The following is a 27000-nucleotide window of genomic DNA, read 5'->3' on the forward strand; positions in this document are numbered from 1 at the left end:
GTGATGAGCACCTCTCTCACGTCCCGCACCACGGCCGCCGCGGAGTGGCGGGCCCTCGGCACCACCGTCCGCGTGGTCGTCACCGACCCGGCCCTGCTGGAGTCCTGCAACCTGCTCCTCGCCCGGCACCTCGCCGAGGTCGACGCGGCTTGCAGCCGCTTCCGCGCCGACTCCGAACTGGCCGCCCTCGACGGCACCGCGGGCCGACCGGTCCGGGTCAGCCCGCTGCTCGCCGAGGCCCTCGACATCGCCCTGCGCGCGGCCGAGTCCACCGACGGAGCCGTGGACCCGACCGTCGGCTCCGCGATGGACGCGATCGGCTACGACCGTGACTTCACCCTCGTCCGCGAGGACGACCGTCCGGTCCGGCTCACGGTCCGGCGCACCCCCGGCTGGCGCACCGTGCGCCTCGACCGTGCGACCGGCACGGTCACCGTCCCCGAGGGCGTCCGCCTCGACCTGGGCGCCACCGCCAAGGCCTGGGCCGCCGACCGCGCGGCGAAGACGCTCGCCGGGGCGGCCGGCTGCGGGGTCCTGGTGAGCCTGGGCGGCGACACGGCCGTCGCGGGGGAGCCCCCGGCGGGCGGCTGGCAGATCCGGGTCCAGGACATCACCGGTCCCGTGGACGAGACGCCCGCTCAGGGCCCGTACGACACCGTCGGCATGCGCGGCGGAGGCCTGGCCACGTCCGGTACGACCGCCCGCCGCTGGCGGCGCGGCGGCCACGACCTGCACCACATCGTCGACCCGCGCACGGGCCTGCCGGTCCGCTCCCCGTGGCGCACGGTCTCCGTCGCCGCCGCGACCTGCGCCGACGCCAACGCGGCGAGCACCGCGGCCCTGGTGAAGGGCGCGGGCGCGGAGCGCTGGCTGACGCGCAGGGGACTGCCGGCCCGCCTGGTCGCGCAGAACGGTTTGGTCGTCACAACGCCGGGCTGGCCAACCGCCTCGGCCCGTCCGGGGGTACCCCCTCTGGAGGAGATCGAGGACGAGGCCCTTCAGGCCGACCGCACCGCCCACCGGGGGGCAGCCGCATGACGTCCGAAACCCTCTGGTACGCCAACCGGGCCACGGGCGCCGTCTGCCTCGTCCTCTTCACGGTCGTCGTCCTCCTCGGTATCGCCGTCCGCCTGAGGACTCGCATCCCCGGACTGCCCCGTTTCGGCACGATGAGCCTGCACCGCACGCTCTCCCTCTCCGCAACCGCCTTCCTGGCCCTGCACATCACGACGGCGATCGTGGACAGCTACGTGGACATCACGGTCGTGGACGTCGTCGTCCCCTTCGCCTCCGACTACCAGCCGCTCTGGCTGGGCCTCGGCACGGTCGCCCTGGACCTGATGCTCGCCGTCCTGGTCACCAGCCTCCTGCGGGAACGCCTCGGTCACCGCACCTGGCGGGCCGTGCACTGGCTGGCGTACGCCTCCTGGCCGGTCGCCCTCCTCCACGGCATCGGCATCGGCACGGACACCGGCGCCGACTGGATGACCTGGCTGACCGTCGCCTGCGTGGCCACGGTGGTCGCCGCCTTCGCCGCCCGCCTCGCCCGCGCCGCCCACGCCGCCCGCCACACCCCCGTAGCCCTCCTGCGCACCGCCGAAGGAACCCGACCATGACCGCGACCTTCCCGGACCTCTACATGCCGCCACGCCTCCTCGCCCCCGGCGCCACCCCCGCCGACCTCGCCACCCACCACCAGCGCTACGGCCCCCTGACCCCCGGCGATCCCGAGAGCGTGCTCCGTACGGTCGCCGAGTCCGGCCTCACCGGGCGCGGCGGAGCCGGCTTCCCGACGTACCGCAAGCTCGTCTGCGTCGCCGAGGCCGGCCGGCGCACCGGCCGCGCACCCGTGGTCGTGGCCAACGGCGCCGAAGGCGAACCGGCCAGCCGCAAGGACAGGACTCTGCTGCGGCTGTCGCCCCATCTCGTCCTGGACGGACTGCAGTTGGCGGCCCACATGGTCGGCGCGGGGGAGGCGTACCTCGCCGTGGAGGACGGCGCGACCTGGCTGGAGTCCGCCCTCGCCCGGCGCACAACGGACCCGCTGCCCGTCAAGGTCGTCCGCCTGCCGAAGTCGTTCCTGGCCGGCCAGGCCTCCGCCCTCGCCCGGTACGTCTCCGGCGGCGCGGCCCTGCCCGCCCACCAGCGCCCGCCGGTCCGCGAACGCGGAGTGCACCGGGCCCCGACCCTCGTGCAGAACGTCGAGACCCTGGCCCACCTCGCGCTGGTCGCCCGCTACGGAGCCGACTGGTACCGCACGGCCGGCACCCCGACCCAGCCCGGCAGCGTCCTGTGCACGGTCCACGTGCCGGGCCGCGAACCCCGGGTCGTGGAGGCTCCCTACGGCCTGCCCATCGGCCGGCTGCTGCCCCTGGAGGGCGCTCAGGCGGTCCTCGTCGGCGGCTACCACGGCACCTGGATCCCCGCCCCGGAGGCCGTCCAACTCACTCTCGACACAAGTTACTTGGGTGCGGGAGTCCTCGCCGCGCTCCCCGTCGACCGCTGCGGCGTCGCGGAGACCGCCCGCGTCCTGCGCTACCTCGCCCTGCAGTCGGCAGGCCAGTGCGGCCCCTGCCTCAACGGCCTGCCCCGCATCGCCACCGCCTTCCGCACCCTCGCCACCCCCGGCCCCCAAGGCACCGTGCGCGCCGACCTCGCCCGCTGGTCGGGCCTGGTCGAGGGCCGAGGCGCCTGCCACCACCCCGACGGCACGGTCCGCCTGGTCCGCAGCGCGCTGACGACCTTCGCGGCCGAGATCGACGCCCACGCCCACGGCCGCTGCACGGCCACCGACCACACACCCCTGCTGCCCGTCCCGGAGGACCGGAACTGACATGGACCAGCACATCGACATCGACTGGACGTCCTGCCGGGGCCACGGCCTGTGCGCGGAACTCCTACCGGAACACATCACCCTGGACGAGTGGGGCTACCCCCTCGTCAACGGCACTCCGGTCCCATCCCGCACGGTGAAACGAGCCCGAAGAGCAGCGGCCGACTGTCCGGTCCTGGCTCTGAAAGTAACGGGGTCCTGAAGGGGCGCGGGCCCGTATCGACATGCGGCTCCGCCGCGCGGGCACGACCGGCCACCACACAGCCGCGGTCGAAAACACCCCTCAAAGCCACCCGGCGAACTCCAGCAACAACTCGGCATCCCGAGGCCGCCCCACCCGCAGCGCCCGAACACCCGACTCCACAGCCCGAAAGAGCGTCCACCCCCGCACCCGCTCAGGATCCAGGTCCAACGACTCGGCCAGCTTCCGAACCCGCCGCCGAGTGGTCGCCGCCCCCGAAGGCGAGGCGATCAGATCCTCCACCCGGTCCCGCACCAGCCGAGCCAGATCGAACGCGCACTCACCGACCACCGGATCCGGCCCCACGGCCAGCCACGGCGTCCGTTCGGCCGCCAGAACCTTGCTCTGCCGAAACGTCCCGTGCAGCAACCGCACCTCGGGCGCCGCCCCCACCAACTCCTCCCGGGCGGAGAGAGCCGCGTCCACCAGCACACCCACCTCGGGGCCGACGGCAGTCCCCCGCATCGCCTCGGCCTGCCGGCCGGTCCGCTCGGCCACCGTCTCGAAGACCTGTCCGGCCGGCGGCTCCACCCACAGGCGTCGCAGCGTCCCCGCCGCCTCCAGCAGCGCCTTCGCCTCCGCCAGCGACCGTACCGACACATCGGGATGCAGTCGTTCGAGCAGCAGCACCCCGGCCGTCTCCGGCCCCTCCAGCAGCTGGACGGCGCCCAGGCCGTCCCAGTGCGCCAGCGCGGCCCGCTCGGCCTCGGGCCGGAACCGGGGCGGGGCCAGCTTCAGTACGGCCGGTGTCCCGTCCGCACGCCGCACGAGCACGACCAGGCTGCTCCGGCCGCCCGGCACCTGTACCCGGTCAACGGTCAACTCGCGTAGAGCGACGGCCTGTTGGGCCGCCTCCGGCAGCTTCTCCAACCAGCCGTCACCGTCCGGTGCCGTCTCGCCGAGCGCCCTGACCAGACGCTGCGGCGGTTCGAAAGCCATGCGCGAGCCGTTTCCTTTCTTTCCGGTCAAGCGGCCGGTGTTCCCGAAGGTCCTGCCGCGGCCGTGGCCGGATCCGTACCGGTCCGCTCCGCGAGACCAGGGAAGGCTACGCTCCCGCCGCGCCAGCGCACCGCACGGACCGCCGCCTCCCGCAGCGCCGCCGCGGCATTCCGGCGCCGTGCCCCGACGGCCGCCCGCACCAGGTCGGAGTACACCCCGGCCACGCGTTCCTCCAGCTGGACGGCGAGCCGGACCGCCGCCGCGGAGTCCGGCACCGCGAACGGCAGCGCGTAGCCGGCGCTCGCGGCGACCGGCTCGGCGCCCAGGCCACGCACGTCGCGCACCAGCGCGTCCCGGCGCGCCCGGTGCGCGTCGTACGCCGCCCGTGCCTCGGTGCGCCGTTCCTCACCGATGCGCCCGCCGACGACCCCGTACCCGTACACCGCGGCATGCTCGGCGGCCAGCACCGCCTGGAGTGCCGTCAGCTCCGCGCTCGTCGTCTCGCTCATCGGGTCCCCTCCGTCAGCAGATAGGCGTGCGCAGCGCCGGCCGCCGCCACCGAGGCCAGCAGCCGGGCCAGCTCGCCGGGGACGTCCAGCAGTTCCGTGGCCCTGCGGTCGGCGAGCGCCCGCTCGGCGGCGGCCAGCCCGGCGAGGGCGTCCTTCTCTGTCACGGGCGCGGCGGGCGCGGCGGACGGAGCGGCCGAGGCCGCCGGAGCCGAGGCGGAGGCGGCGGGCGAGGCGGTGGGCGAGGCGGGGGAGGCGGTGGGGGACGCGGACGCTTTCCGCACGCCGCCGAACGCCTCCGCGTGCCGTACGACCTCCGCCCGCAGCGGTGCCAGCCGCGCCGCCAGCGTCGGATGGACGGCGAGAACGGCGTCGTACCGCCCCACCAGCCCGTTGCTCTCCTGGGCCGCACGCGCGCGTACCCGCTCGGTGACCGACGGGCTGCCGCTCGCGCTCCCCTCGCCCTCCTCGCTCTCCTCGGCGCCGGACGAGCAGCCCACGAGCAGCGCGGTCCCCGCGGCCGACGCGAGCAGGGATCTTCTGCGCGGCCCCGACGGGGCGCGCGAGGGGAGGGGGAACGGCACGGCAGACGTCCTCGGGGAACTCGTACGAAAGAAACACCAAGAAGGGCGGCAGGCCCGTGATCACCGTACCCGCGCACCCGTCCGCCATCACTCAGCGGCACCGTTTCGCCGCACGTTCGGCCACCCTCCGTGCACAGGTGGACGGCAACACACCCTGCGACCGGATACCCTTTGACCAGACACGCGCCCCATCCCACAACAGCACACGCGGCCGAGGAGTCACCCGGATGAGCACCACCCAGAGCGAGAGGCTGCGAGAGCTCCTGGAACCGCTCGTCGCCTCCCAGGGACTGGATCTCGAAGAGATCGCCGTGGACTCCGTCGGACGCAAGCGGGTGCTGAGCGTCGTCGTCGACTCCGACACCGGGGCGGACCTGGACCAGATCGCCGATGTGAGCCGCGCGCTCTCGGCGAAGCTCGACGAGACGGACGCGATGGGCGAGGGCGAGTACACCCTCGAGGTCGGCACCCCGGGCGCGGAGCGCGCCCTCACCGAGCACCGGCACTACGTGCGCGCCGTCGACCGGCTGGTGCGGTTCCAGCTGACCGGGGGCGGCGAGCTGGTCGCCCGGATCCTGAAGGTCGACGACGAGGGGCTCGACGTCGAGGTGCCGGGCGTGAAGGGCCGCAAGGCCACCGCCCGCAGACTCGTCTTCGGCGACATCGACAAGGCACGCGTGCAGGTCGAGTTCAACCGCAAGGACAAGCACGACGAGAACGAGAAGGAAGAGGAGGCGTAGCCGTGGACATCGACATGAGTGCCCTGCGGGGCTTGGTACGGGAGAAGGAGATCTCCTTCGACCTGCTGGTCGAGGCGATCGAGTCGGCCCTCCTCATCGCCTACCACCGCACCGAGGGAAGCCGCCGTCACGCGCGCGTGGAGCTCAACCGGGAGACCGGACATGTGACCGTGTGGGCGAAGGAGGACCCCGAGGACCTCGAGGAGGGGCAGGAGCCCCGCACGTTCGACGACACCCCGTCCGACTTCGGCCGTATCGCCGCCACCACGGCCAAGCAGGTGATCCTGCAGCGCCTGCGCGACGCCGAGGACGACGCGACGCTCGGTGAGTACGCCGGCCGTGAGGGCGACATCGTCACCGGTGTGGTCCAGCAGGGCCGCGACCCGAAGAACGTGCTGGTGGACATCGGCAAGCTGGAGGCCATCCTGCCGGTGCAGGAGCAGGTCCCGGGCGAAACGTACCCGCACGGCCTGCGGCTGCGGTCGTACGTCGTCCGGGTGGCGAAGGGCGTGCGCGGTCCGTCCGTGACGCTCTCGCGGACACACCCCAATCTGGTGAAGAAGCTCTTCGCGCTGGAGGTGCCGGAGATCGCCGACGGTTCCGTCGAGATCGCCGCCATCGCACGTGAGGCCGGTCACCGCACGAAGATCGCCGTCAGGTCCACCCGTTCGGGTCTGAACGCCAAGGGCGCCTGCATCGGCCCCATGGGCGGCCGGGTCCGCAACGTCATGGGCGAGCTGAACGGTGAGAAGATCGACATCGTCGACTGGTCGGACGACCCGGCCGAGATGGTGGCGAACGCGCTGTCCCCGGCCCGGGTCTCCAAGGTCGAGGTCGTCGACCTCGCGGCCCGCTCCGCGCGCGTGACGGTGCCGGACTACCAGCTGTCCCTGGCGATCGGCAAGGAAGGGCAGAACGCCCGGCTCGCCGCCCGTCTGACCGGTTGGCGGATCGACATCCGTCCGGACACCGAACAGCCCGCCGAGTAGCGGGGGAATAGATCTCGGCCTGCGGAGGCTCAGATCACGACAGATGTAACGCGGCAACTGTTCGAATCCTGGCCCAAAGGGGTGAGGTCGCCGCGGGGAGGTAGACTTAACAGTGTCTGGCCGGACGCACGCCGGAGCATGCCCTGAGCGCACCTGTGTGGGGTGCCGGGAGCGGGCGGCCAAGACGGAGCTGCTGCGCATCGTGGCGATCAAGGACGCATGCGTCCCCGATCCTCGCGGTACGCTGCCCGGCCGGGGTGCGTATCTGCATCCCGCCCCGGTCTGTCTCGACCAGGCGGTACGCCGCCGGGCGTTCACGAGGGCGTTGCGAGCCCCGGGAGCGCTCGACACAAAGGTGTTGCGCCAGTACGTCGAGCAGACGACCGTTGCCGAGCAGGCAACACCGTAAGAAGGCGTCGTACGGAACCCCCGTGCGGCTCTGGTACCCCGCGAGTTGGAAGTAGGTCGAGATTGCGATGAGCACTCGATGAGCACGCGATGAGTACGCCCATGAAGTAGCGACGGTCCGGACACACCCGGACCTAAAAGGAGCGAAGTGGCTAAGGTCCGGGTATACGAACTCGCCAAGGAGTTCGGGGTGGAGAGCAAGGTCGTCATGGCCAAGCTCCAGGAACTCGGTGAATTCGTCCGTTCGGCGTCTTCGACCATCGAAGCGCCCGTTGTCCGCAAACTGACTGACGCCTTCCAGGGCGGCGGCAAGCCCGCCCCGCGCAAGGCTGCCCCCAGGCCCGCGGCGCCCTCTCCGGCGCAGGCGGCCCGTCCGGGTCCGGCTGCTCCGCGGCCGGCCGCCCCCAAGCCTCCCGCGGCCCAGACGCCCGCGGCTCCGGCCGCCCCGGTGGCCCCGGCCGCCTCGTCGGCCCCCGCGCAGGCTGCTCCCGGCCCGCGTCCGGGTCCCAAGCCCGCGCCGCGTCCGGCCCCGGCCGCCCCGGAGTTCACCGCTCCGCCGGCTGCCCCGGCCGCCCCCGCACAGTCCGGCCCGGCGCAGTCCGGTCCGCGTCCGGCCTCCCAGGCTCCGCGCCCGGGCGCGCCCCGTCCCGGTGGCCGTCCCGCGCCCGGTCAGCAGGACCGCGGCGACCGTGGTGACCGCGGTGACCGTGGTCAGCGTCCGGCCGCAGCGCAGGGCCAGCGCCCCGGTGGCGCCGGCGCCCCGCGTCCGGGCGGTGCCCGTCCGTCGGGTCCGCGTCCGGGCAACAACCCCTTCACCTCCGGTGGCAACGCCGGTATGGCGCGCCCGCAGGCGCCCCGTCCGCAGGGCGCTCCGCGTCCCGGCGGTCCCGGTGGCGCTCCCGGCGCCGGTCCCCGTCCGCAGGGCCCCGGTGGCCAGGGCGGCGGTCCTCGTCCGCAGTCTCCGGGCGGTGCCCGTCCGTCTCCGGGCGGCATGCCCCGCCCGCAGGGCGCAGGCCCCGGCGGTCCCCGTCCCGGCGGCCCGCGTCCCAACCCCGGCATGATGCCGCAGCGTCCGGCTGCCGGTCCGCGTCCCGGCGGTGGCCCCGGTGGCCGCGGTCCGGGTGGCGGCGGCGGTGCCGGTCGTCCCGGCGGCGGCGGTCGTCCCGGTGGCGGCGGCTTCGCAGGTCGTCCGGCCGGTCCCGGCGGCGGCGCCCGTCCCGGTGGCGGCGGCGGTTTCGCCGGTCGTCCCGGTGGCGGTGGCCCCGGCGGTGGCGGCGGCTTCGGTGGCGGCGGTGGCCGTCCCGGCTTCGGCGGTCGTCCCGGCGGTCCCGGTGGCCGTGGTGGCACGCAGGGCGCCTTCGGTCGTCCCGGCGGTCCCGCGCGTCGCGGTCGCAAGTCGAAGCGTCAGAGGCGCCAGGAGTACGAGGCCATGCAGGCCCCGTCGGTCGGCGGCGTGATGCTGCCTCGCGGCAACGGCGAGACCATTCGCCTGTCGCGCGGTGCGTCCCTCACCGACTTCGCCGAGAAGATCAACGCCAACCCGGCGTCGCTCGTCGCGGTCATGATGAACCTCGGCGAGATGGTCACGGCCACGCAGTCCGTCTCCGACGAGACGCTGCAGCTCCTCGCGGGCGAGATGAACTACCAGGTTCAGATCGTCAGCCCCGAGGAGGAGGACCGCGAGCTGCTCGAGTCCTTCGACATCGAGTTCGGCGAGGACGAGGGCGACGACGAGGACCTGGTGGTCCGTCCGCCGGTCGTCACCGTCATGGGTCACGTCGACCACGGTAAGACCCGACTGCTCGACGCCATCCGCAAGACGAACGTCATCGCGGGCGAGGCCGGCGGCATCACCCAGCACATCGGTGCCTACCAGGTCGCGACCGAGGTCAACGAAGAAGAGCGCAAGATCACCTTCATCGACACCCCGGGTCACGAGGCGTTCACCGCCATGCGTGCCCGTGGTGCGAAGTCGACCGACATCGCGATCCTGGTCGTCGCGGCCAACGACGGCGTCATGCCGCAGACGGTCGAGGCGCTCAACCACGCCAAGGCGGCCGACGTCCCGATCGTCGTCGCGGTCAACAAGATCGACGTCGAGGGTGCCGACCCGACCAAGGTGCGCGGTCAGCTGACCGAGTTCGGTCTGGTGGCCGAGGAGTACGGCGGCGACACGATGTTCGTCGACATCTCCGCCAAGCAGGGTCTGAACATCGACTCGCTGCTGGAGGCCGTGATCCTCACGGCCGACGCCTCGCTCGACCTTCGGGCCAACCCGAGCCAGGACGCGCAGGGCATCTCGATCGAGTCCCGTCTCGACCGCGGCCGCGGTGCCGTGGCGACGGTCCTCGTCCAGCGAGGCACGCTGCGGGTCGGCGACACGATGGTCGTGGGCGACGCCTACGGCCGAGTGCGCGCCATGCTCGACGACAACGGCAACAACGTCGCCGAGGCCGGCCCGTCGACGCCGGTCCAGGTCCTGGGCCTGACCAACGTCCCGGGTGCGGGCGACAACTTCCTCGTCGTCGACGAGGACCGCACCGCCCGCCAGATCGCCGAGAAGCGTGCGGCCCGCGAGCGCAACGCCGCCTTCGCCAAGCGCACGCGCAGGTTCTCCCTGGAGAACCTGGACGCCGCCCTGAAGGCCGGCGAGGTCCAGCAGCTGAACCTGATCATCAAGGGTGACGCTTCCGGTTCGGTGGAGGCCCTCGAGTCCTCCCTGCTCCAGCTGGACGTCGGCGAAGAGGTCGACATCCGCGTCCTGCACCGCGGCGTCGGTGCGGTCACGGAGTCCGACATCGACCTGGCGATGGGCTCGGACGCCATCGTGATCGGCTTCAACGTCCGTGCGGCAGGCCGCGCGGCGCAGATGGCCGAGCGCGAGGGCGTGGACGTCCGGTACTACTCGGTCATCTACCAGGCGATCGAGGAGATCGAGGCGGCCCTGAAGGGCATGCTGAAGCCGGAGTACGAGGAGTTCGAGCTCGGTACGGCGGAGATCCGCGAGGTCTTCAAGTCGTCCAAGCTGGGCAACATCGCCGGTGTCCTCATCCGCTCGGGCGAGGTCAAGCGCAACACCAAGGCACGCCTCATCCGCGACGGCAAGGTGGTCGCGGAGAACCTCAACATCGAGGGTCTGCGCCGCTTCAAGGACGACGTCACCGAGATCCGCGAAGGGTTCGAGGGCGGTATCAACCTCGGCAACTTCAACGACATCAAGATCGACGACGTCATCGCGACGTACGAGATGCGGGAGAAGCCGCGGGTGTAAGCACCCATGGTTCGTACCGGCCGGCGGGGATCGCTCCCCGCCGGCCGGTACGGCGTCCGGCGGACGCATGGACGGGGTAAAACCCCGTCGAGCCGCCGCTCCGATCGTTGTACCGTTCTTGATGTCCCTGTCCCATGGACGGCAGGGCCGTCTATCCCGTGCCGGCGGGTGAACCGGTTACACATGTACGTGGGGACTCTGTCCTTCGACCTTCTCCTCGGCGACGTACGGTCGCTGAAGGAGAAGCGCTCCGTCGTCCGTCCGATCGTCGCCGAGCTCCAGCGCAAGTACGCGGTGAGCGCGGCCGAGGTGGACAACCAGGACCTCCATCGCAGGGCCAAGATTGGCCTTGCCGTGGTCTCCGGTGACGCGGAGCACCTGACCGATGTGCTGGACCGGTGTGAACGGCTGGTCGCCGGCCGCCCCGAGGTGGAGCTGCTGTCGGTCAGACGCCGCTTCCGCGGCGAAGACGACTGACCGACCAGAGAAAACGCAAGAGAAGAAAGAACGGGAGACGGACCAGTGGCCGACAACGCGCGCGCCAAGAGGCTGGCGGACCTCATCCGAGAGGTGGTGGCCCAGAAGCTGCAGCGCGGGATCAAGGACCCGCGGCTCGGCTCCCACGTCACCATCACGGACACCCGGGTCACGGGTGACCTCAGGGAGGCGACCGTCTTCTACACCGTGTACGGGGACGACGAGGAGCGTGCGGCCGCGGCGGCCGGCCTGGAGAGCGCCAAGGGCATCCTGCGCTCCGAGGTGGGCCGGGCGGCGGGTGTGAAGTTCACGCCGACGCTGGCCTTCGTCGCCGACGCCCTGCCGGACAACGCCCGCACCATCGACGACCTGCTCGACAAGGCGCGTGCCGCCGACGAGAAGGTCCGCGAGGCGTCCGCGGGCGCCGGGTACGCGGGCGGGGCCGACCCGTACAAGAAGCCCGGTGACGACGAGACGGACGACGCCGCCGAATGAACCGCAAGCAGACCGCGCCCGACGGCCTTGTCATCGTCGACAAGCCGTCGGGCTTCACGTCGCACGACGTCGTGGCCAAGATGCGGGGGATCGCCAAGACCCGCCGCGTCGGCCACGCCGGCACGCTGGACCCGATGGCGACGGGCGTCCTCGTCCTCGGCATCGAGAAGGCGACCAAGCTCCTCGGGCACCTCGCGCTCACCGAGAAGGAGTACCTGGGCACGATCCGGCTCGGCCAGGCGACGCTGACGGACGACGCGGAGGGCGAGATCACGGGGTCCACGGACGCCTCGAAGGTCACCCGGGACGCGATCGACGCGGGCATCGCCAAGCTGAGCGGCGACATCATGCAGGTGCCGTCCAAGGTCAGCGCCATCAAGATCGACGGCGTCCGCTCCTACAAGCGGGCCCGTGACGGCGAGGACTTCGAGATCCCGGCCCGCCCGGTCACCATCTCCTCCTTCTCGGTGTACGACGTCCGCGACGCCGTCGCCGAGGACGGCACCCCGGTCCTGGACCTGGTCGTGTCCGTCGTCTGCTCCTCCGGCACCTACATCCGGGCCCTCGCCCGCGACCTGGGCGCCGACCTCGGCGTCGGCGGCCATCTCACCGCGCTGCGCCGCACCCGCGTCGGCCCCTACAAGCTGGACTCGGCCAAGACGCTCGACCAGCTCCAGCAGGAGCTGGCCGTGATGCCGATCGCCGACGCGGCCGCCGCAGCGTTTCCCCGCTGGAACGTGGACGCCAAGAGGGCCCGGCTGCTTCTCAACGGCGTACGCCTGGAGATGCCCGACGAGTACGTCGGCGTGGGCGCCGTGGCCGTCTTCGACCCCGAGGGCCGCTTCCTGGCGCTGGTGGAGGAGCAGAAGGGGAAGGCGAAGAGCCTGGCCGTGCTCGGCTGAGCGGCCGCGGACAGTCCTTCCTTCCTCTGCCCGTGGAGCGGCGAACACGGGGTTGTGCTGCGCCGCCGCTCCACGGTCCCCCCTCGGTTCCCCCACCCCTAGGGTGTATCCAACGTCCCCCGTTCAATCACCCGTCCGGGCAGGCGCTCGGAGTGAACCGAGGGAGTGCAGGGGGGCGCGTTCGTTCCGCGATCTGTCCCGCTGATCACCCCGCCCCTACCGTCGAACAGAGGGCATGCGGGCGCGGCGGGGAGGTACCACGATGGCGGGACGGGGCCCGCGGACCGGCGGCGGCCACCGCGCACACACCGACCCCACGGGCGCCTCTCCCGCCCCTGTTCCGGACGCCTTCCTCGTCCGCATCCGCGACCTCGCCGGCCGCCCCCGCGGCACCGGCTTCGTCGCCGACCACCACGGCACGGTGATCACCAGCCACGAGGCCGTCGACGGCCTGCCCCGGCTCCTCCTGTACGCCGCCGACGACCGCGGTCGCGTCGTGACCGCCGACGCGGTGACGTACCTCCCGGAGCTCGACCTGGCCCTCGTCCGCACGGAGGGCCTCGGCGTGGACCCCCTGCCGGTGACCGTGCGGGAGGGCGTGGAGCCCGGCAGGTACGTCCGGCTGGCCGCCGGCTGCTGGCGCGAGGCGCGGGTACTGACCGAGACGCCGGTGACGTACACGGCCACCGACCGCTTCCACCTCCTCGACGACGCCCTGGAACTGGCGATCGGCACGGCGGGCCGGGACGCGCTGCGGCTGGGCGGAGGCGCGGCCGGTGGACCGGTCCTCGACGCCGGGACGGGCACGGTCGTCGCCGTCCTCGGCACAGCGCTCCGCTCCGACCACCACGACGTCGGCTTCGCGGTGCCACTGCGTCCGCGCACCCCGGTTCCGGGCGACGACCCGGCGACCGACGACAGCGCTGCGGACACCGGGACGGTGAAGGCGGGTGCGGGAGGGGGAGAGGCTTCGGACGGCGGCGGATCGGCGCCGTCGTCGCCCCCGCGGGCGGTGCCGAGTCCGGTCCACGGCCCCCTCGCCGAGTTGCTCGCCCGCAACGCGGCCACCGTGCCCGCCTACGGGGCCGACCTCAATCTGGCCGGCATCCTGGAGCTCACAGCCACGTCCGTCGGCTCGGACGGGCCGCCCGGCGCGCTGTCCGGACACCTCGGCAGCACCGGGACCGGGTCCCGTGCCTACGCGCCGGAACCGGTCGAACGCGCCCTTCCGGCAAGGGAGTTCGCCGCGTTCGCGACGAGCCCGGCGGCCGTCCTCGGCCTCGTCGGCGCACCGGGCAGCGGCCGAACGACGGAACTCGCGGCCCTCGCCGCCCGCCGCAACCGGGGCGCGGTGCCGGCCCCCACCCTGTGGCTGCGCGGCGCCGACCTGGGCGACGAGGACGACTCACTCGCCGACGCGGCCCGCCGCGCCCTGACCCGGGCGGCCCGCATCGTGGCCGCCTCCGGCTCGGGTCCGGCGTGGGGATCGGGTCCGGCCTGGGGACGGGGATCGGCCTCGGCTTCGGGTCGGGCGCCGGAGTCCGCCTCCTCAGGGTCCGTCGGCCCCTCCGTCCTCGGTGACCTCACCCCCGAGCGGCTCGCCCGTCTCGCGCGGGCCGAGGGACGGCCCCTGCTGCTGCTCCTCGACGGTCCCGAGGAGATGCCCCCGGTCCTGGCGCACCGGCTCGCGGAGTGGACCGAGGGCACGGCCGAGTGGCTGCGGGAGACGGGGGCGCGGCTGGTGGTGGCGTGCCGGGGGGAGTACTGGGAGCGGGCGGGCGCGGAGTTCCCCCCGGAGATGCTGTACGGGGTCGCCGCGGCCGGAGACCCGCTCCCGCCCTGCGTCCGCCTCGGCGACCTCACCCCCGACGAGGCGCGCGAGGCCCGAGCCCGCTACTCCCTTCCCGAGACCGCGCTCGCCGCCCCCGACGGCCGGCATCCCCTCACCCTGCGCCTCCTCTCCGAGATCCACGCGGCCCTCCCCGGCCCCCCGGCCCAGGTCCCCGTCGGCCGGGACGACGTCCTCGCCGCCCACCTCGACCTGATGTGCCTGCGCATCGCGGTCCGCCTCGCCGCCGAGAACGGGCTGCGCGGCACCGCCGTACGACGCCTCGCGGCGAAGGTCTCCGGGCAGGTGCACGAAGCCGCCCGCCGCAGTCTCGGGCCGGGACAGGGCGAGCTGGACCGGGCGTCGTTCGAGGCGGTGTTCCCCTGGGGACCCGCGCCCGCCCGCCTCGGCGGCGGCACCGGCTGGGCGTCCGCCGTCCTCACCGAGGGCCTCCTCGTGCCCGCGGGCACCGGCTACCGCTTCGCCCACGAGGAGCTCGCCGACTGGATCCAGGGCATCCATCTCGACCTGGACGAAGCCCTGCGGGCGTTGGTCCACCGCCACCGCACCCCGCAGGACGGCGGCCACCCGCTGCCCGTCCCGCACCACCGCATCGGCCCCGTCGTCCAGGCCCTGCTGCTCGTCGCCCGTCAACAGGGCGCGCGCCAACTCGCCGTCCGGCTTGAGGAGTTGGTCCACGCCCTGGAAGCCGACCCGGACTCGTGGTGGGCCGCCCGGCTGCTCACCGAGACCCTGCTGCGGGTTCCGGACGCGAGGCCGTACACGGGTGTCCTGCGCTTGCTGGCGGACCGGATCGGAGCGGCTGTCGGGGCGGGGGCGGGGGCCGTGGCAGGGACGGCGGAGAGCAGTCGGCTCGCGGACTTCGGTCCCTCCTTCTGGACGGAGCTCGCGCTCCCGCCCGACGCCCGCCTCGACCTCCTGCGCCGCCTGGTCCTCGCCGACGGCTCCCCCCACGACGCGGACGCGCCCCGCTACCTCGACGCCGTCGCCCGGCTCCTCGCCGTCGACCCCACCGCCGTACAGCCGTACCTCACCCACTGGTTCGACGACGAGCGGCCGCTGCCCGCGACCCCGCACGCCACCGTGGCGACGGCCGCGCAGGCGCTGCTGCACACCCACCGGCACCGGGCGCTGGAGGACCTCACGGAGGTCCTCGTCGACTGCGCGCACCACCGCGCCGACGAACTGCTCGCCGTGCTGGCGGAGGAGGAGCCGTCCGCGCTGTGCCGGGCCGTCGACCGGTGGGCGCACGACGAGCGGCCGGCCCGCCGGGGCGCGGCCGTGGCGTACGCACTGCGTGCCGCCCCGCACGTGACGACCGAAGCCGACCGCCGGCTGCTGCGCCACGCGGCCCTCGCCCTGCTCGCCCGCCCCGCCGACCGCACCCTGCACGGCGGTGCGCTCGCCCTGCTCGTCCGGGACCCCGAGACCCGGTCCCGGCACCTCCCGCAGGCGCTGGAGCGGTTCGCGGCGGGCGACCCGCAACTCCCGCCGTGCGCGCTGCTCACCGCCCTGAGCACCCACCCAGAGCCGGTCCTGGACGCCTTCCGGACCCGCCTCAGCGGCCCCGACCGCGCGGACGCGGGCAGGATCCTGCACGCGCTCGCCGACGTGACCATGCCCGCCCCGGCCCACCGGGTCGCCGTCCTCGTCAGGGAGGCGCTGGGGCGGCGGCCGGAGACCGCGGGCGACGTGGCCGCGTACGTCGACCGGCGCCTCGACCACGGACCGCCCGCCCGCGCCGTCCTCCTCCCGCTGGTCACGGGCCTGCTGGACGGTGGCGCCCCCGAGCAGGTGCGGGCCGCGCTGGCCGGCGTACTGGCCGCGCCCGGCACCCCGGACTCGCGCCCCCTGCGTCGCGAACTCCTGGAGTACCTCCTCGCGCACGAAGACGCCCCCGCCGTCCTGGCCGCCGTCCTGTACGCGGCCGCCGGGCGCGGTGGTGAAAACCTGCGTGACCTCGTCCACCGCACCGGCCTCCTCCTGGTCCGCACCACGGACGGCGCGACCCGCTTCGACCGCGGTCTGGTCGATCTGGGGCGGCACGTGCCGGGCTTCGCCGCGCAGGTGGTGCACTGGCTCACGGACACGCCGGGTGAGTGGGCCGCGCTGGTCGGCCCCAGCACCCGGCGGATGATCGAGAACCTGGCGGGGGTGCGAGTGCTCGCCTGAAGCGCGCGGGCGCGTCGACTCGCGTGGTCGTGTCATGTCGTGTCATGTGGGGCGACTCACGTGGGTCGAGTCACAGCCTCCATGCCGATGCGGGCCGGGGCCGCCCGGCATGGCACCCTTAGACCTGCGTAAGAGGCAATGCTAGATACGGACACGGGTTCGAGGAGCGGTCACAGTGCAGCGCTGGCGTGGCTTGGAGGACATCCCCGAGGACTGGGGACGCAGCGTCGTCACCATCGGTTCTTACGACGGGGTCCACCGCGGGCACCAGCTGATCATTCGCCACGCCGTGGAGCGCGCCCGTGAACTGGGCGTTCCCTCCGTCGTCGTCACCTTCGACCCGCACCCCAGCGAGGTCGTCCGCCCCGGCAGCCACCCGCCGCTGCTCGCCCCGCACCACCGTCGCGCCGAGCTGATGGCGGAGCTTGGCGTGGACGCGCTGCTGATCCTCCCCTTCACGACGGAGTTCTCGAAGCTGTCGCCGGCTGACTTCGTGGTCAAGGTCCTGGTCGACAGGCTGCACTCCAAGGCGGTCGTCGAGGGCCCGAACTTCCGCTTCGGCCACAGGGCGGCGGGCAACGTCGAGTTCCTCGCCGAGCAGGGCAAGGTCTACGACTTCGAGGTCGAGGTCGTCGACCTGGTGCTGTGCGGTGAGGCGGGCGGCGGTCAGCCGTTCTCCTCGACGCTGACCCGGCGACTGGTCGCCGAGGGCGACGTCGAGGGCGCGGCGGAGATCCTCGGCCGCCCGCACCGGGTGGAGGGCGTCGTGGTGCGCGGGGCCCAGCGGGGGCGCGAACTCGGCTTCCCGACCGCCAACGTCGAGACACTGCTGCACACCGCGATCCCGGCGGACGGGGTCTACGCGGGCTGGCTGCACGTGAACGGCGAGGCGATGCCGGCCGCGATCTCCGTCGGCACCAACCCGCAGTTCGACGGCACCGAGCGCACGGTGGAGGCGTACGCCATCGACCGCGTCGGCCTCGACCTCTACGGTCTGCACGTCGCCGTCGACTTCCTCGCCTTCGTGCGCGGACAGGCGAAGTTCGAGTCGCTGGAGGGCCTGCTGGAGCAGATGGCGGAGGACGTGAAGCGCTGCCGGGGGCTGGTGGCGGCGGCGCAGTAGCGGTCCCGCGGGTTCGACGAACTCGACGAACTCGACGAACGGCCGAAGGGCGGCCGGTGTCCCAGGACACCGGCCGCCCTTCGGCGTTTTCTACTGCTGCGGAGGCTGGCCGGGCTGTGGAGCCTGGGGGTGGGGTGCCTGAGGGTGCTGCGGGTAGCCGTAACCGGCCGGGGGAGCCGCGGGATACCCGGGGTGCGGCTGCTGGGGCTGCTGCGGTTGTTGCGGGTACGGCTGACCGGGCTGCTGCGGATAGGGCTGGGCCGGCGGTTGCTGTCCCTGCGGGGGGTACGGCTGGCCGGGCTGGGGCGCCTGGGGCTGCTGCGGGTACGGCTGCCCCGGCACCTGCTGCCCGGGCACCTGCTGCCCCGGCATCTGCTGGCCCGGCATGGGCGGGGCGGCCACCGGCGGCGGGTTGCCGTCGCTGGTCCACAGTCCCTGGCGCTGCTGGTGGCGGATGAAGTCCTCCGCGACCATCGCCGTGAGGTTGAAGTACGCCTCCCGCACCTTCGGCCGCATCATGTCGAGGTCGACCTCGGCGCCGGCGGCCAGGTGTTCGTCGAACGGTACGACGACGACACCGCGGCAGCGGGTCTCGAAGTGCGACACGATGTCGTCGACCTTGATCATCTTGCCGGTCTCGCGCACCCCGGAGATGACGGTGATGGACCGTGAGACGAGCTCGGCGTACCCGTGCGCGGACAGCCAGTCCAGCGTCGTACTGGCGCTGCTCGCACCGTCCACGGACGGCGTGGAGATGATGATGAGCTGGTCGGCGAGGTCGAGGACACCGCGCATGGCGCTGTAGAGCAGACCGGTACCGGAGTCGGTGAGGATGATCGGGTACTGGTTGCCCAGTACGTCGATGGCCCGCCGGTAGTCCTCGTCGTTGAAGGTCGTGGAGACGGCCGGGTCGACGTCGTTGGCGATGATCTCCAGCCCGGACGGGGCCTGGGACGTGAACCGCCGGATGTCCATGTACGAGTTGAGGTACGGGATCGCCTGGACGAGGTCACGGATCGTCGCCCCGGTCTCGCGGCGCACCCGGCGGCCGAGCGTGCCGGCGTCCGGGTTGGCGTCGATCGCGAGGATCTTGTCCTGGCGTTCGGTGGCGAGCGTGGAGCCGAGCGCGGTGGTCGTCGTGGTCTTGCCCACGCCGCCCTTCAGGCTGATGACCGCGATCCGGTAGCAGGACAGCACCGGCGTACGGATCAGCTCCAGCTTGCGCTGCCGCTCGGCCTCCTCCTTCTTCCCGCCGAGCTTGAAGCGCGAGGATCCGGCGGCCGGCCGGCCGCTCTTCGCCTTCTGCTTCTTGTTGTTGAGCAGCCGGTCGGAGGACAGCTCCACGGCGGCCGTGTAACCCAGCGGCGCCGCGCCGGGGTTCACCGGCTGGCGCTGGTCATGCTGAATGGGCTGCGGCCAGGCGGCCCCGGCCCGGGGGTCGACAGGCTGCTGCGGGACCTGCGGGACCTGCGGGACCTGCGGGACCTGCGGGACCTGCGGGACCTGCGGGACCTGCGGGACCTGCGGGACCTGCGGGACCTGTGCTGCGTCGGGCGCGGGGGCGTGTTCCTGCGGGGCGTGCGGTGCCGGCTGAGGCTGAGGGAACTGCCCGGGGAAACCCTGAGGTGCGGTGGCCGGGGCCTGCCCGTCAACCTGCTGCGGAATCCCGGAATGCGGGAAGCCCGGGTGTCCTTGGGGGACCTGCGGCGCTTGCGGGGCCCCGGGGGCGTGCCGACTCTGGGGAGGCTGGGCCTGCGGCTGCGGAGCCGGGGGCTGGGGGACGCCGTAGTTGCTGGCGGTGGCCGGCGGGATGGGAGCCGGCTCGGCGCCGGGCTGGGGGAAGCCATAGCCGCCGGGGGTGTTGGGCGCGGGCGGCTGGGGGAAGCCGTAGCCGCCGGGCGCGTGGGGGTCGGTGGGGGGCTGGGGTGCGGACGGTGCTGGGTGCGGCTGGGCGTTGGGGGTGGCAGGGGGCGCTGCCGGCGCGGCGTGCTGTTGCGGGAAGCCGTAGCCGCCGGGGGTGGCCGGTGGGGTAGGGGCGGCGGCGCCGCCGGGCTGGGGGAAGCCGTAGCCGCCGGGCGCGTGGGGGTCGGTGGGGGGCTGGGGGAAGCCGTAGCCGCCGGGTGCGTGGGCGTCGGCAGGAGGCTGGGGGAAGCCGTAGCCGCCGGGTGAGTGGGGGGCGGCGGGAGGCTGGGGTGCCGAAGGTGTGGGTGGGGGTTGGGTGTTGGGGGTGGCAGGGGGCGCTGCCGGCGCGGCGTGCTGTTGCGGGAAGCCGTAGCCGCCGGGGGTGGCCGGTGGGGTGGGTGCCGGTGTGTCACCGGGGTGCGGGAAGCCGTAGCCCGGCTGCGGGGCAGGAGGCTGCTGTGCAGCCGGTGCCGGTGCGGCGACCGGGGGCTGCGGTACGGCCGGGGCGGGCGGGTTCCAGCCGTCCGCCGCGGGCGGGGTCGCCTGCGGCAGGACGGGCGGCTGCGGGGCAGGCGCGGGCGCCGCCGCATCGGCCGACTGCGGCTGCGCCGGCCACTCGGCCGCCGGTGAGGGCGCTGCGGGCTGGTACGACGGCGGCAGCGGAGGCAGCTCGCTCGGCGGGGCCGGCGGGGGAGTCCAGGCGGGCGGCGCGGCGGGAACGGCGTCCTGGGGCATGCCGTTCTGCGGCTCGTCCGTATCCACGGGGACGGCGTCCGACGGAGCGTCGACGGCGGTGCCTTCAGGCACAGCGGCAGGTACAGGCGCAGGTACAGAGGCGGGCGCGGGCGCAGGTGCTGAATCCGGGACGGCATCCGTGTCCGGTACTGCCGTCTCATTGCTCACGGCCGCCTCGGAGACGGCCTCCCCGCCCTCCGGCTCGGGAGCGGTGCCGCCCTCGTCGGCCGCACCGTCGGCATCGGCATCGGCATCGGCGTCGGTGGCCGACTCGCCGGCTTCGCTTCCGTCCGATCCGTCCGAACCGGCAGCTGTCTCCACGCCCTCCGCCGGCAGGGGGGCCTCCGGCGCAGCGCTTGCGGCCTCGGCAGCCTCGTCGGCGGGCTGCACGGGCACCTCGGGCTCGGCCTGCACCGCGGCGGCGTTCTCCGCGATCTCCCGCTTGAGGGCGGCCGGGGAGAAGCGCATGGTGGCACCGCTCTCCAGGTCCCCGTTGTCGAAACTGCCCTCCTCGGCACCCGAGGAAGCTCCCGGCGCCCCCCACTGCGCCTTGGACTGCTGCTGTTGAGGCTGAGGCTGAGGCTCGAACCCACTGCCCGCCGGAAGGTGGGGCACGGAGTCCGACCCCGGCACGGGAGGCACGGCGGGAACCGCCGGAGCAGCCTGAACCGCCGGAGCGGGCGGACCGACCGGCACGCCCGGCGCAGGCGGCGCGGCCGGAGCGACCGGCACAACTGCCGCGGCCGGAGCGACCGGAGCGGCTGGAGTGACTGGCACCTCCGACGCCCCCGGCACCTCCGACGCCCCCGGCACCTCCGACGCCCCCGGCATCCCCGGTGCAGACTGCACAGGCGGCGCGGCGGGCGCAGGCGGAGGAACCGGTGCGCCGGGGCCGCTCGCCCCCGCGCCGGCACCCGCCCCCTGCGCCGCACCACCGCCCGCGTTCTGCGTGTACCAAGCCGGCGGCGCGTAGTCGATGGTGAACTCGCCCGTCGCCTCGATGGAGGACTCCGCGTCGGGCTGGTCATCGCCGGGTGTGGCCCAGCCCCCGCGGATCCCGTCCCGATCGCTGCTCACAATTCCTCCTGATGTGGTCGAGCACCCTCATGCCGTGCCGAAGCGACCATTTGCTTGTCGTCCGAAGTGGTTCGAGGCCGTCTGACGTCGTCCGATGCGGCCCTCCCCCCGGAGACGCCGACGCCCACCCGCTGGTTTCCGGCATCGCGCCCCGTACCAGCCTAATCACCAGACGGCCCGCCTCGGCAGGCCCGCCCACCCGTCAGCACCAGTCCACCACGTCACGCGCTCCCAGAAAGGGCCGCGCATGCACACCGAGCCGCCGGACGAAACAGTCATAGTGGCCGAAGTGTCGCAGGAACAAAGGGAGAAGTCGCCTCAGTCCATCCGTCTCGGTGTACCCAGCAACCCGATCTCCGCGTCCGTGGGCTGTGTCATGACGTACTGGCGGTCCCGGTCGGCGCACCACAGGGTGAAGCCGTCGGCGAGGGTGGGCAGTGCCTCGACGTCGTGCCGGGGCAGAGTCAGGGTCCGGCCCAGTTCCGCGGCCTCGTCCGGCGAGATCCGCTGCACGCCGACGAGCCGGGCCTGCCGGATCAGCCGTGGGGCGACCGGACTGAGATACGGAAGCAGCGTCAGCACGGACTGCCAGGGCCCGGAGGCGACCCGTCCGCGCGGCGGGCGCATACCGCAGTCCCGCACCACCAGCACGGGCGTACCCGCCGAGGCGCCCTGCGGAGGCACCCGGCCGACCTCGTACACCGCGAGCCCGTTCTGCCCGCCGCCCATCGCGTGCACCATCTGCACCCAGGCCTGCGGCCGCCCCGTCTCCACGGCCACCCGGGCACCGGTCGCCGCCGCCCTGAGCGCGAGGACCTGCGCGGTCCACAGGCCGCCGATCAGGACCACGTCGTACGGCGTGGGCCGGTTGATCCCCAACACGGCGGGCCGCCCCTCGGCACCGACACCGATGACGACACCGTCGTCCCCGATGGGCAGTGCGAGCGACGCCAGTTGGTCCACGGACACCGAGTGCCGTCCGTGCCGCGGACCGATGAGACCGAAGCCGCTGCGCGGCGAGCGGCGTCCGGGCCGCCCGGGCCGTCCGGACCGGCCGGCGGACGGTTCCGGTTCGCCGGAAGCGATGGTTCCGCGTGGCGTCGTCGCCGTCACCGAGCACCTCCGAGGGGCAGCGTCGCGAGCATGCCGGGCACCTGCTCCCGGTCGAGACGGGCGAGCCCGGCGCCGGTGTGCCGGGCCGCGCCCTGCACCGCGCGCCGGGCCGCCACCAGTTCGTCGTCGCTGCGGCCGGTCACCCGGACGTGCCCGGTCAGGGACACCTCCTGCCGGTCACCGCGCGCGAGGGTGACACTGAACGTCGTGGCGAGCGCCGGAACGGCCGTGATCAGGGCGACGAACTGCGGCAGCGACGGAGCACCGCCCCCGCCCAAGGTGGGCCACCGGCGCAGCCAGTACGTGGTGTGGCGGCGGTTGTCGCAACGCCAGCTCCGGCTGGTCTCCTCGGTCCGCCGCTCCGTCGCCCCGGTCCGCCCGGCCTCCGCCGTCACCAACGGGTTGGCGCAGGCCGACGTGGCGATGGCGGCCGTCAACTCCTCCTCGTCGAGGACGGTCGCCCGGAACCCGGCGCCGGTCAGCCGGCTCGCGAGGTGGTCCGCCGCCCGCACGACACACTTCTGTGCCCCGGTCAGACCGCCCCCGCGGACGGCCACGGCCTCCGGACACAGCTCCGGATCCAGCTTCAACGCGATCCAGGTGATGCGTACCGCCGGCGCGCCGGTCTGCTCCTGCAGGGGCGCGTAGTTGGCCACGGCCACGGACTGCCGGGGCAGATGCAGGGCGGGCGCGGGCTGTGTGTGCAGCACGATCTGCGCGGACTCCAGCCGGATGCCGTCCACTTCGAGGGCGTCCTGCACCAGGGCGAGCGGCAGCGGCTGTCGGCCGCGCTCGGCCCGCAGCGCGGTCGCGTCCGCCTCCACCTGCAGGACGGCGGTGACGAACGTGCCGTCCCCGACCAGCCCGACGGGCCGCCGGTCACGGCCGCCGTAGGCGTATGTCCGCAGCCCGGGATCGCACTCCACGGCCGGCCCGAACCCCGGTTCCGTCCCGGGCGGTATCTCCAGCCTGGCGGCCATGCGCCGGCGGGCCTTCAACTCCCGTGCCGTGGCCAGCCACTCAGGCAGCGAGCGGCCGCGACGACGGGCGAAGGCGAGGACCACCAGCACGGCGGCGACGCCCCCCGCCGCCACCAGCGCCACGGGCCCGCTCACCCAGCCGACGAGCAGCACGGCCGCCGCGATCTCCAGCAGGACGAGGCGTTGCAACCGGAATACACCGCCCTGTCCCGCGCGCGCCCTGAGGGGGAGCGCGCCAGGCGCCGACGACCGTTCGGACCGCCTGGACCGCTCGGGCGGCTGTTGACCGGCCGCCGAGGAGCCCCGGTTCCGCGACCGGCCGACGGAGCGCACGCCCGTTCCCGAAGCCATCACTCCATCCCCCGTTCCGCTCACAACTCGCCCGTGTTCCAGCACCGCACAGGGCACTCGACGGCCCAGGAACCCTACCCGCTCCCCAAGTCGTCACGGTTACCGGGCATAGTAGGTGGCCGCTCTGACATCGGAGACGGGGAACCGGGTCCACCCGCGGTGCGGAGCACGCGGATCGGCCGGAAAACGGGGAGTGACGGGCACAGATGGCATCTCGGCGGGACCAGCTCAACGCCTACACCTTCGCGAAGCGCCGGATGCTCGCGGCCTTCCTGCAGCCGTCGCCCGACGGGTCGGAGGAGGGAGCACCGCGGCCGCTGCGCGGGATCCTGCCCGGCATCGTGGTCGGGGTGATCGTCATGGCCGTCTTCGGGGCGTGGGGCATGTTCAAGCCGACCGCGCCCAAGGGCTGGGACCTGCCCAACGCCAAGGTGATCGTCGCGAGCAAGTCGACCACGCGCTACGTCGTCCTGAAGACCGGCAAAGAGGTCCAGCTGCACCCGGTCCTCAACATGGCCTCCGCCAAACTGCTCCTCGACGAGGGACAGGGCGAGGTGGTGACCGTCTCGGAGTCCGTCCTCGACAGCGGCAAGATCCCGCACGGTGTGACCGTCGGCATCCCGTACGCCCCCGACCGGCTGCCCTCGGCGTCCGAGGCGGGCACCGCGAAGCGCTGGGCGGTTTGCGAGCGGCCGAGCGCGGGGGGCGGGGACTCCGTCCAGAAGGCCGCCCTGGTCCTGGCCGCCCGGGAGAAGGGCGCGACCGAGGGCTCGGAGCGGCTGCGCGGCGGCCAACTGCTCTACGTGGCGGACCCCGACGGCAAGCGCTACGTCGTCGACGCGAACGGCACGGCGTACCCCGTGGACAAGAGCGACGAGTTGCTGCTGCGCGCGGTGGTCGGTTCCGGCCGGGAGCCCCAGCGGGTGTCCGCGGAGTGGCTGGCGACCCTGCACCGGGGCGACCCGATCGCCTTCCCGCAAGTCCCCGGGCAGCCGGGCACGGCTGCCGACGCGCCCGGCCAGCTGGACGATTCGGCCGACAGGGTCGGCATGGTGCTCAAGGCGTTCGACAACAACAAGGAGCAGTACTACGTGGTCTTGAGCGGCCGCGTCGCTCCCGTGTCCGCGTTCGTCGCCCAACTCCTGCTGTTCAGCAAGGAGCTGGCCCCGCTCGGCCAGGCCGGCCACGCCCGTGAGATGAGCCCGGGCGCGATCGTGCCGGGCCAGGCCTTCGGCACCGAGCACCGCTGGCCGACCGGGGACCCCGAGCCGGTCAACGAGGCCTCGTCGGCCGCCGGGAGCCGCAGCACGATCTGCACCGTCCTGCGCGGCGTGAACGCCACGACGGGCGCCACGACCCTGAGCACCTGGGCGGGCACGGAGTTCCCGGCCCAGCTTCCCACCGGCTCCTCCAGTGCCTACGTCACGCCGGGCTCGGGCCAGCTCTACCGCCAGTTCCAGGGCGAGGAGACCAAGGCAGGCCCGGTCTTCCTGGTCACCGACACCGGCTTGCGCTACGTCCTGCAGTCCAACGGCGACAGCGCGACGGACGACGCGGGCATCGGCACGACCGCCAAGAAGCGCGAGCAGCTCCAGCAGGAGGCGAAGCAGGCCCAGACCCTGCTGGGCTACAAGGACGTCGACCCGGCGCCGATCCCGGCCGCCTGGTCGGAGTTCCTGCCCACCGGCCCACGGCTGTCGACGGCGGCGGCACGCCAGCCCCAGGGCTCGTGAGAAGGAGGACGAGGATGGCGCTGCCCACGACGCTGTCGCTGCGTACGACGCTGTCGCTGCGTACGACGACGGCGCTGCGTACGACGACGGCGCTGCGTACGACGACGGCGCTGCGTACGACGCTGTCGCTGCGTACGACGACGGCGCTGCGTACGACGACGGCGCTGCGTACGACGATGGTGGCGGCCGCGGCCCTCCTCACGACCGCGACGGTCCTCGCACCCCCCGCGGCCGCCGCGACCACGGCGGGCAAAATCCCCTACTCGGACCAGTGCACGTTCCCCAACGGCGAGTACCCGGGCCGCCCCTGGTCGCTGCAGCGCGTCCTCCTGGACGAACTGTGGAGCCGGTCCAAGGGCAAGGGCGTCCGGGTGGCCGTCATCGACACGGGCGTGGACGTCAAGAACCCGCAGCTCACCGACGCGGTCGACGCGAAGGCCGGCCGCAACCTCCTGCCCAAGAACCTCAAGGACGACAACGGCGACCCGATCGAGCGGGGCAACGAGAACGGCACGACGGACACCGTCGGCCACGGCACCAAGGTCGCCGGCATCATCGCGGCCCGCCCCCTCGACGGCACCGGCTTCGTCGGCCTGGCCCCCGAGGCGACGATCATCCCGATCCAGCAGAACGACGCCGAGGGCCACGGCGACACCAAGTCCCTGGCCGAGGCGATCCGCTACGCCGTCCGGGCCGGGGCCGGGGTCATCAACATCTCCCAGGACACGTCGAACGCACTGAAGCCGTCCCCCGACCTGGAGCGGGCGATCGACGAGGCACTGGACCGGAAGATCGTGGTCGTGGCGTCGGCGGGCAACGACGGCCTCGGCGGCAACGTCAAGGAGACGTATCCCGCCTCCTACGAAGGTGTTCTGGCGGTGGCCGCCTCCGACCGCAACAACGAACGCGCCTCCTTCTCCCAGTCCGGCGACTTCGTAGGCGTGGCAGCCCCCGGCGTCGACATGATCTCCACGGTCCCCCAGGGCGGCCACTGTTCCGACAACGGGACGAGCTTCTCGGCGCCGTATGTGGCGGGCGTGGCCGCGTTGCTCAAGGCGAGACATCCGGACTGGACCGCACGCGAGATCGTCGCCCAGATCGAACAGACCGCGGAACGCACCATCGCGGGCCACGACCGACTGGTCGGCTGGGGAGTCGTCGACCCGGTCCGCGCCGTGACCGAGGACGACCGTCCCCTCGAGTCCCCGAGCCCCAAGGACGGCCTGGGCAAGGCCGAGGCCCCGTCCCCGGCGAAGTTCCAGATCGGCGAGACCCCCGACGAACGCAACGCCCGCCTCGCCACGTACGTGACGGTGGCGGCGGCCGTCCTTGTCGCGGGGCTCGGCGGCACGGCGGTCGCGATCCGGGACGCGCGGCGGCGGGCGCGGAGGGTGGCGGGGGCGGAGTAGGGAACGGCGGCCATCTCAAGGCGCATCGGGACGAGTTGAAGCGTGCGGTTGCCACCGATTTATAGAATCATCGCAACAGCAAGCGACTTGTGATGCCGATGCGACGGGGGACGGAGGTACACCGTGGGCGTGCCCGGAACGGGACCGGGGCAGGGTGGACGCCCAGATCTG

At 73.4% G+C, this 27000-nt stretch carries 21 protein-coding genes; 15 read left to right on the forward strand and 6 right to left on the reverse strand.

Features of this window, described 5'->3' with window-relative positions:
- The first annotated feature begins 3 nt into the window (after window positions 1-3).
- From OG289_RS35995 to OG289_RS36010, 4 genes are read left to right on the forward strand one after another with little or no spacing between them, the layout of a single operon-like run.
- Entirely contained in the window at window positions 4-1038 is a 1035-nt protein-coding gene (locus tag OG289_RS35995; RefSeq protein ID WP_327318206.1) for an FAD:protein FMN transferase, read from the forward strand.
- Window positions 1035-1616, forward strand: a complete 582-nt coding sequence (locus OG289_RS36000) for a ferric reductase-like transmembrane domain-containing protein (protein ID WP_327318207.1) — start codon at window positions 1035-1037, stop codon at window positions 1614-1616. Before OG289_RS35995 ends, OG289_RS36000 begins: the two co-directional genes overlap by 4 nt.
- Window positions 1613-2833 carry an NADH-ubiquinone oxidoreductase-F iron-sulfur binding region domain-containing protein gene (locus OG289_RS36005; RefSeq protein ID WP_327318208.1) on the forward strand — a complete coding sequence of 407 codons (1221 nt, stop codon included), beginning with the start codon at window positions 1613-1615 and terminating at the stop codon, window positions 2831-2833. Before OG289_RS36000 ends, OG289_RS36005 begins: the two co-directional genes overlap by 4 nt.
- A 1-nt stretch (window position 2834) precedes the next feature.
- Window positions 2835-3035, forward strand: a complete 201-nt coding sequence (locus OG289_RS36010) for a ferredoxin (RefSeq protein WP_327318209.1) — start codon at window positions 2835-2837, stop codon at window positions 3033-3035.
- Window positions 3036-3116: 81 nt separating this feature from the next.
- Here OG289_RS36010 and OG289_RS36015 read toward each other — a convergent pair whose 3' ends face one another.
- The 3 genes from OG289_RS36015 to OG289_RS36025 are packed head-to-tail and all read right to left on the reverse strand — an operon-like array spanning window position 3117 to window position 5103.
- Window positions 3117-4013: an aminoglycoside phosphotransferase family protein gene (locus OG289_RS36015; protein WP_327318210.1), complete on the reverse strand. Its 897-nt coding sequence runs from the start codon at window positions 4011-4013 to the stop codon at window positions 3117-3119.
- Window positions 4014-4039: 26 nt separating this feature from the next.
- Window positions 4040-4522 (reverse strand): ferritin-like domain-containing protein, encoded by a 483-nt coding sequence (locus OG289_RS36020; RefSeq protein WP_327318211.1) that lies wholly within the window; start codon window positions 4520-4522, stop codon window positions 4040-4042.
- Window positions 4519-5103 carry a hypothetical protein gene (locus OG289_RS36025; RefSeq protein ID WP_327318212.1) on the reverse strand — a complete coding sequence of 195 codons (585 nt, stop codon included), beginning with the start codon at window positions 5101-5103 and terminating at the stop codon, window positions 4519-4521. Before OG289_RS36025 ends, OG289_RS36020 begins: the two co-directional genes overlap by 4 nt.
- A 227-nt stretch (window positions 5104-5330) precedes the next feature.
- On the opposite strand from OG289_RS36025, the gene rimP reads away from it, so the two are divergent.
- The 9 genes from rimP (at window position 5331) to OG289_RS36070 (ending at window position 17529) form a co-directional block, all read left to right on the forward strand.
- Window positions 5331-5843, forward strand: a complete 513-nt coding sequence (gene rimP / locus OG289_RS36030; RefSeq protein ID WP_327318213.1) for a ribosome maturation factor RimP — start codon at window positions 5331-5333, stop codon at window positions 5841-5843.
- Between the two features lie 2 nt (window positions 5844-5845).
- The gene (nusA, locus tag OG289_RS36035) at window positions 5846-6832 is read left to right on the forward strand and encodes a transcription termination factor NusA (protein WP_327318214.1); all 987 of its coding nucleotides are present in this window, start codon (window positions 5846-5848) and stop codon (window positions 6830-6832) included.
- 112 nt (window positions 6833-6944) lie between these two features.
- Complete coding sequence (locus OG289_RS36040) at window positions 6945-7241, forward strand: YlxR family protein (protein WP_327318215.1); 297 nt, start codon at window positions 6945-6947, stop codon at window positions 7239-7241.
- Window positions 7242-7388: 147 nt separating this feature from the next.
- Window positions 7389-10511, forward strand: a complete 3123-nt coding sequence (infB, locus tag OG289_RS36045) for a translation initiation factor IF-2 (protein WP_327318216.1) — start codon at window positions 7389-7391, stop codon at window positions 10509-10511.
- A gap of 183 nt (window positions 10512-10694) precedes the next feature.
- Complete coding sequence (locus OG289_RS36050) at window positions 10695-10988, forward strand: DUF503 domain-containing protein (RefSeq protein ID WP_327318217.1); 294 nt, start codon at window positions 10695-10697, stop codon at window positions 10986-10988.
- Window positions 10989-11033: 45 nt separating this feature from the next.
- A complete protein-coding gene (gene rbfA / locus OG289_RS36055) occupies window positions 11034-11483 on the forward strand; it encodes a 30S ribosome-binding factor RbfA (protein ID WP_327318218.1) in 450 nt (149 codons plus the stop codon).
- Window positions 11480-12385: a tRNA pseudouridine(55) synthase TruB gene (gene truB, locus OG289_RS36060; RefSeq protein WP_327318219.1), complete on the forward strand. Its 906-nt coding sequence runs from the start codon at window positions 11480-11482 to the stop codon at window positions 12383-12385. The genes rbfA and truB overlap by 4 nt, the downstream gene beginning before the upstream one ends.
- Window positions 12386-12647: 262 nt before the next feature.
- Window positions 12648-16406, forward strand: coding sequence for a serine protease (locus OG289_RS36065; RefSeq protein WP_327318220.1), 3759 nt, complete (start codon window positions 12648-12650; stop codon window positions 16404-16406).
- A gap of 175 nt (window positions 16407-16581) precedes the next feature.
- Window positions 16582-17529: a bifunctional riboflavin kinase/FAD synthetase gene (locus OG289_RS36070; protein WP_327318221.1), complete on the forward strand. Its 948-nt coding sequence runs from the start codon at window positions 16582-16584 to the stop codon at window positions 17527-17529.
- Window positions 17530-17619: 90 nt separating this feature from the next.
- On the opposite strand, the gene OG289_RS36075 is transcribed toward OG289_RS36070, so the two are convergent.
- The 3 genes from OG289_RS36075 to eccE form a co-directional block, all read right to left on the reverse strand.
- The gene (locus OG289_RS36075; protein ID WP_327318222.1) at window positions 17620-21243 is read right to left on the reverse strand and encodes an SCO5717 family growth-regulating ATPase; all 3624 of its coding nucleotides are present in this window, start codon (window positions 21241-21243) and stop codon (window positions 17620-17622) included.
- A 318-nt stretch (window positions 21244-21561) separates the two neighbouring features.
- Entirely contained in the window at window positions 21562-22356 is a 795-nt protein-coding gene (locus OG289_RS36080; protein WP_442819003.1) for a hypothetical protein, read from the reverse strand.
- The gene (eccE, locus tag OG289_RS36085) at window positions 22353-23687 is read right to left on the reverse strand and encodes a type VII secretion protein EccE (protein WP_327318223.1); all 1335 of its coding nucleotides are present in this window, start codon (window positions 23685-23687) and stop codon (window positions 22353-22355) included. Before eccE ends, OG289_RS36080 begins: the two co-directional genes overlap by 4 nt.
- Window positions 23688-23893: 206 nt before the next feature.
- Between eccE and eccB the strand changes: the two genes are divergently transcribed.
- Together eccB and mycP are read left to right on the forward strand one after the other, a co-directional pair.
- Window positions 23894-25420, forward strand: a complete 1527-nt coding sequence (gene eccB, locus OG289_RS36090) for a type VII secretion protein EccB (protein WP_327318224.1) — start codon at window positions 23894-23896, stop codon at window positions 25418-25420.
- A gap of 176 nt (window positions 25421-25596) precedes the next feature.
- Window positions 25597-26829, forward strand: a complete 1233-nt coding sequence (mycP, locus tag OG289_RS36095) for a type VII secretion-associated serine protease mycosin (RefSeq protein ID WP_327320906.1) — start codon at window positions 25597-25599, stop codon at window positions 26827-26829.
- The last annotated feature ends 171 nt before the right edge of the window (window positions 26830-27000 follow it).

The sequence above is a fragment of the Streptomyces sp. NBC_01235 genome (assembly GCF_035989285.1).
Classification (GTDB): Bacteria; Actinomycetota; Actinomycetes; order Streptomycetales; family Streptomycetaceae; genus Streptomyces.

What these genes read in the sequence shown, in the direction of transcription:
- OG289_RS35995 (WP_327318206.1), top strand. Translation starts at nt 4, where the DNA reads ATGAGCACCTCTCTCACGTCCCGCACCACGGCCGCCGCGGAGTGGCGG.
- OG289_RS36000 (WP_327318207.1), top strand. Translation starts at nt 1,035, where the DNA reads ATGACGTCCGAAACCCTCTGGTACGCCAACCGGGCCACGGGCGCCGTC.
- OG289_RS36005 (WP_327318208.1), top strand. Translation starts at nt 1,613, where the DNA reads ATGACCGCGACCTTCCCGGACCTCTACATGCCGCCACGCCTCCTCGCC.
- OG289_RS36010 (WP_327318209.1), top strand. Translation starts at nt 2,835, where the DNA reads ATGGACCAGCACATCGACATCGACTGGACGTCCTGCCGGGGCCACGGC.
- OG289_RS36015 (WP_327318210.1), bottom strand. Translation starts at nt 4,013, where the DNA reads ATGGCTTTCGAACCGCCGCAGCGTCTGGTCAGGGCGCTCGGCGAGACG.
- OG289_RS36020 (WP_327318211.1), bottom strand. Translation starts at nt 4,522, where the DNA reads ATGAGCGAGACGACGAGCGCGGAGCTGACGGCACTCCAGGCGGTGCTG.
- rimP (WP_327318213.1), top strand. Translation starts at nt 5,331, where the DNA reads ATGAGCACCACCCAGAGCGAGAGGCTGCGAGAGCTCCTGGAACCGCTC.
- OG289_RS36050 (WP_327318217.1), top strand. Translation starts at nt 10,695, where the DNA reads ATGTACGTGGGGACTCTGTCCTTCGACCTTCTCCTCGGCGACGTACGG.
- truB (WP_327318219.1), top strand. Translation starts at nt 11,480, where the DNA reads ATGAACCGCAAGCAGACCGCGCCCGACGGCCTTGTCATCGTCGACAAG.
- OG289_RS36065 (WP_327318220.1), top strand. Translation starts at nt 12,648, where the DNA reads ATGGCGGGACGGGGCCCGCGGACCGGCGGCGGCCACCGCGCACACACC.
- eccE (WP_327318223.1), bottom strand. Translation starts at nt 23,687, where the DNA reads ATGGCTTCGGGAACGGGCGTGCGCTCCGTCGGCCGGTCGCGGAACCGG.
- eccB (WP_327318224.1), top strand. Translation starts at nt 23,894, where the DNA reads ATGGCATCTCGGCGGGACCAGCTCAACGCCTACACCTTCGCGAAGCGC.
- mycP (WP_327320906.1), top strand. Translation starts at nt 25,597, where the DNA reads ATGGTGGCGGCCGCGGCCCTCCTCACGACCGCGACGGTCCTCGCACCC.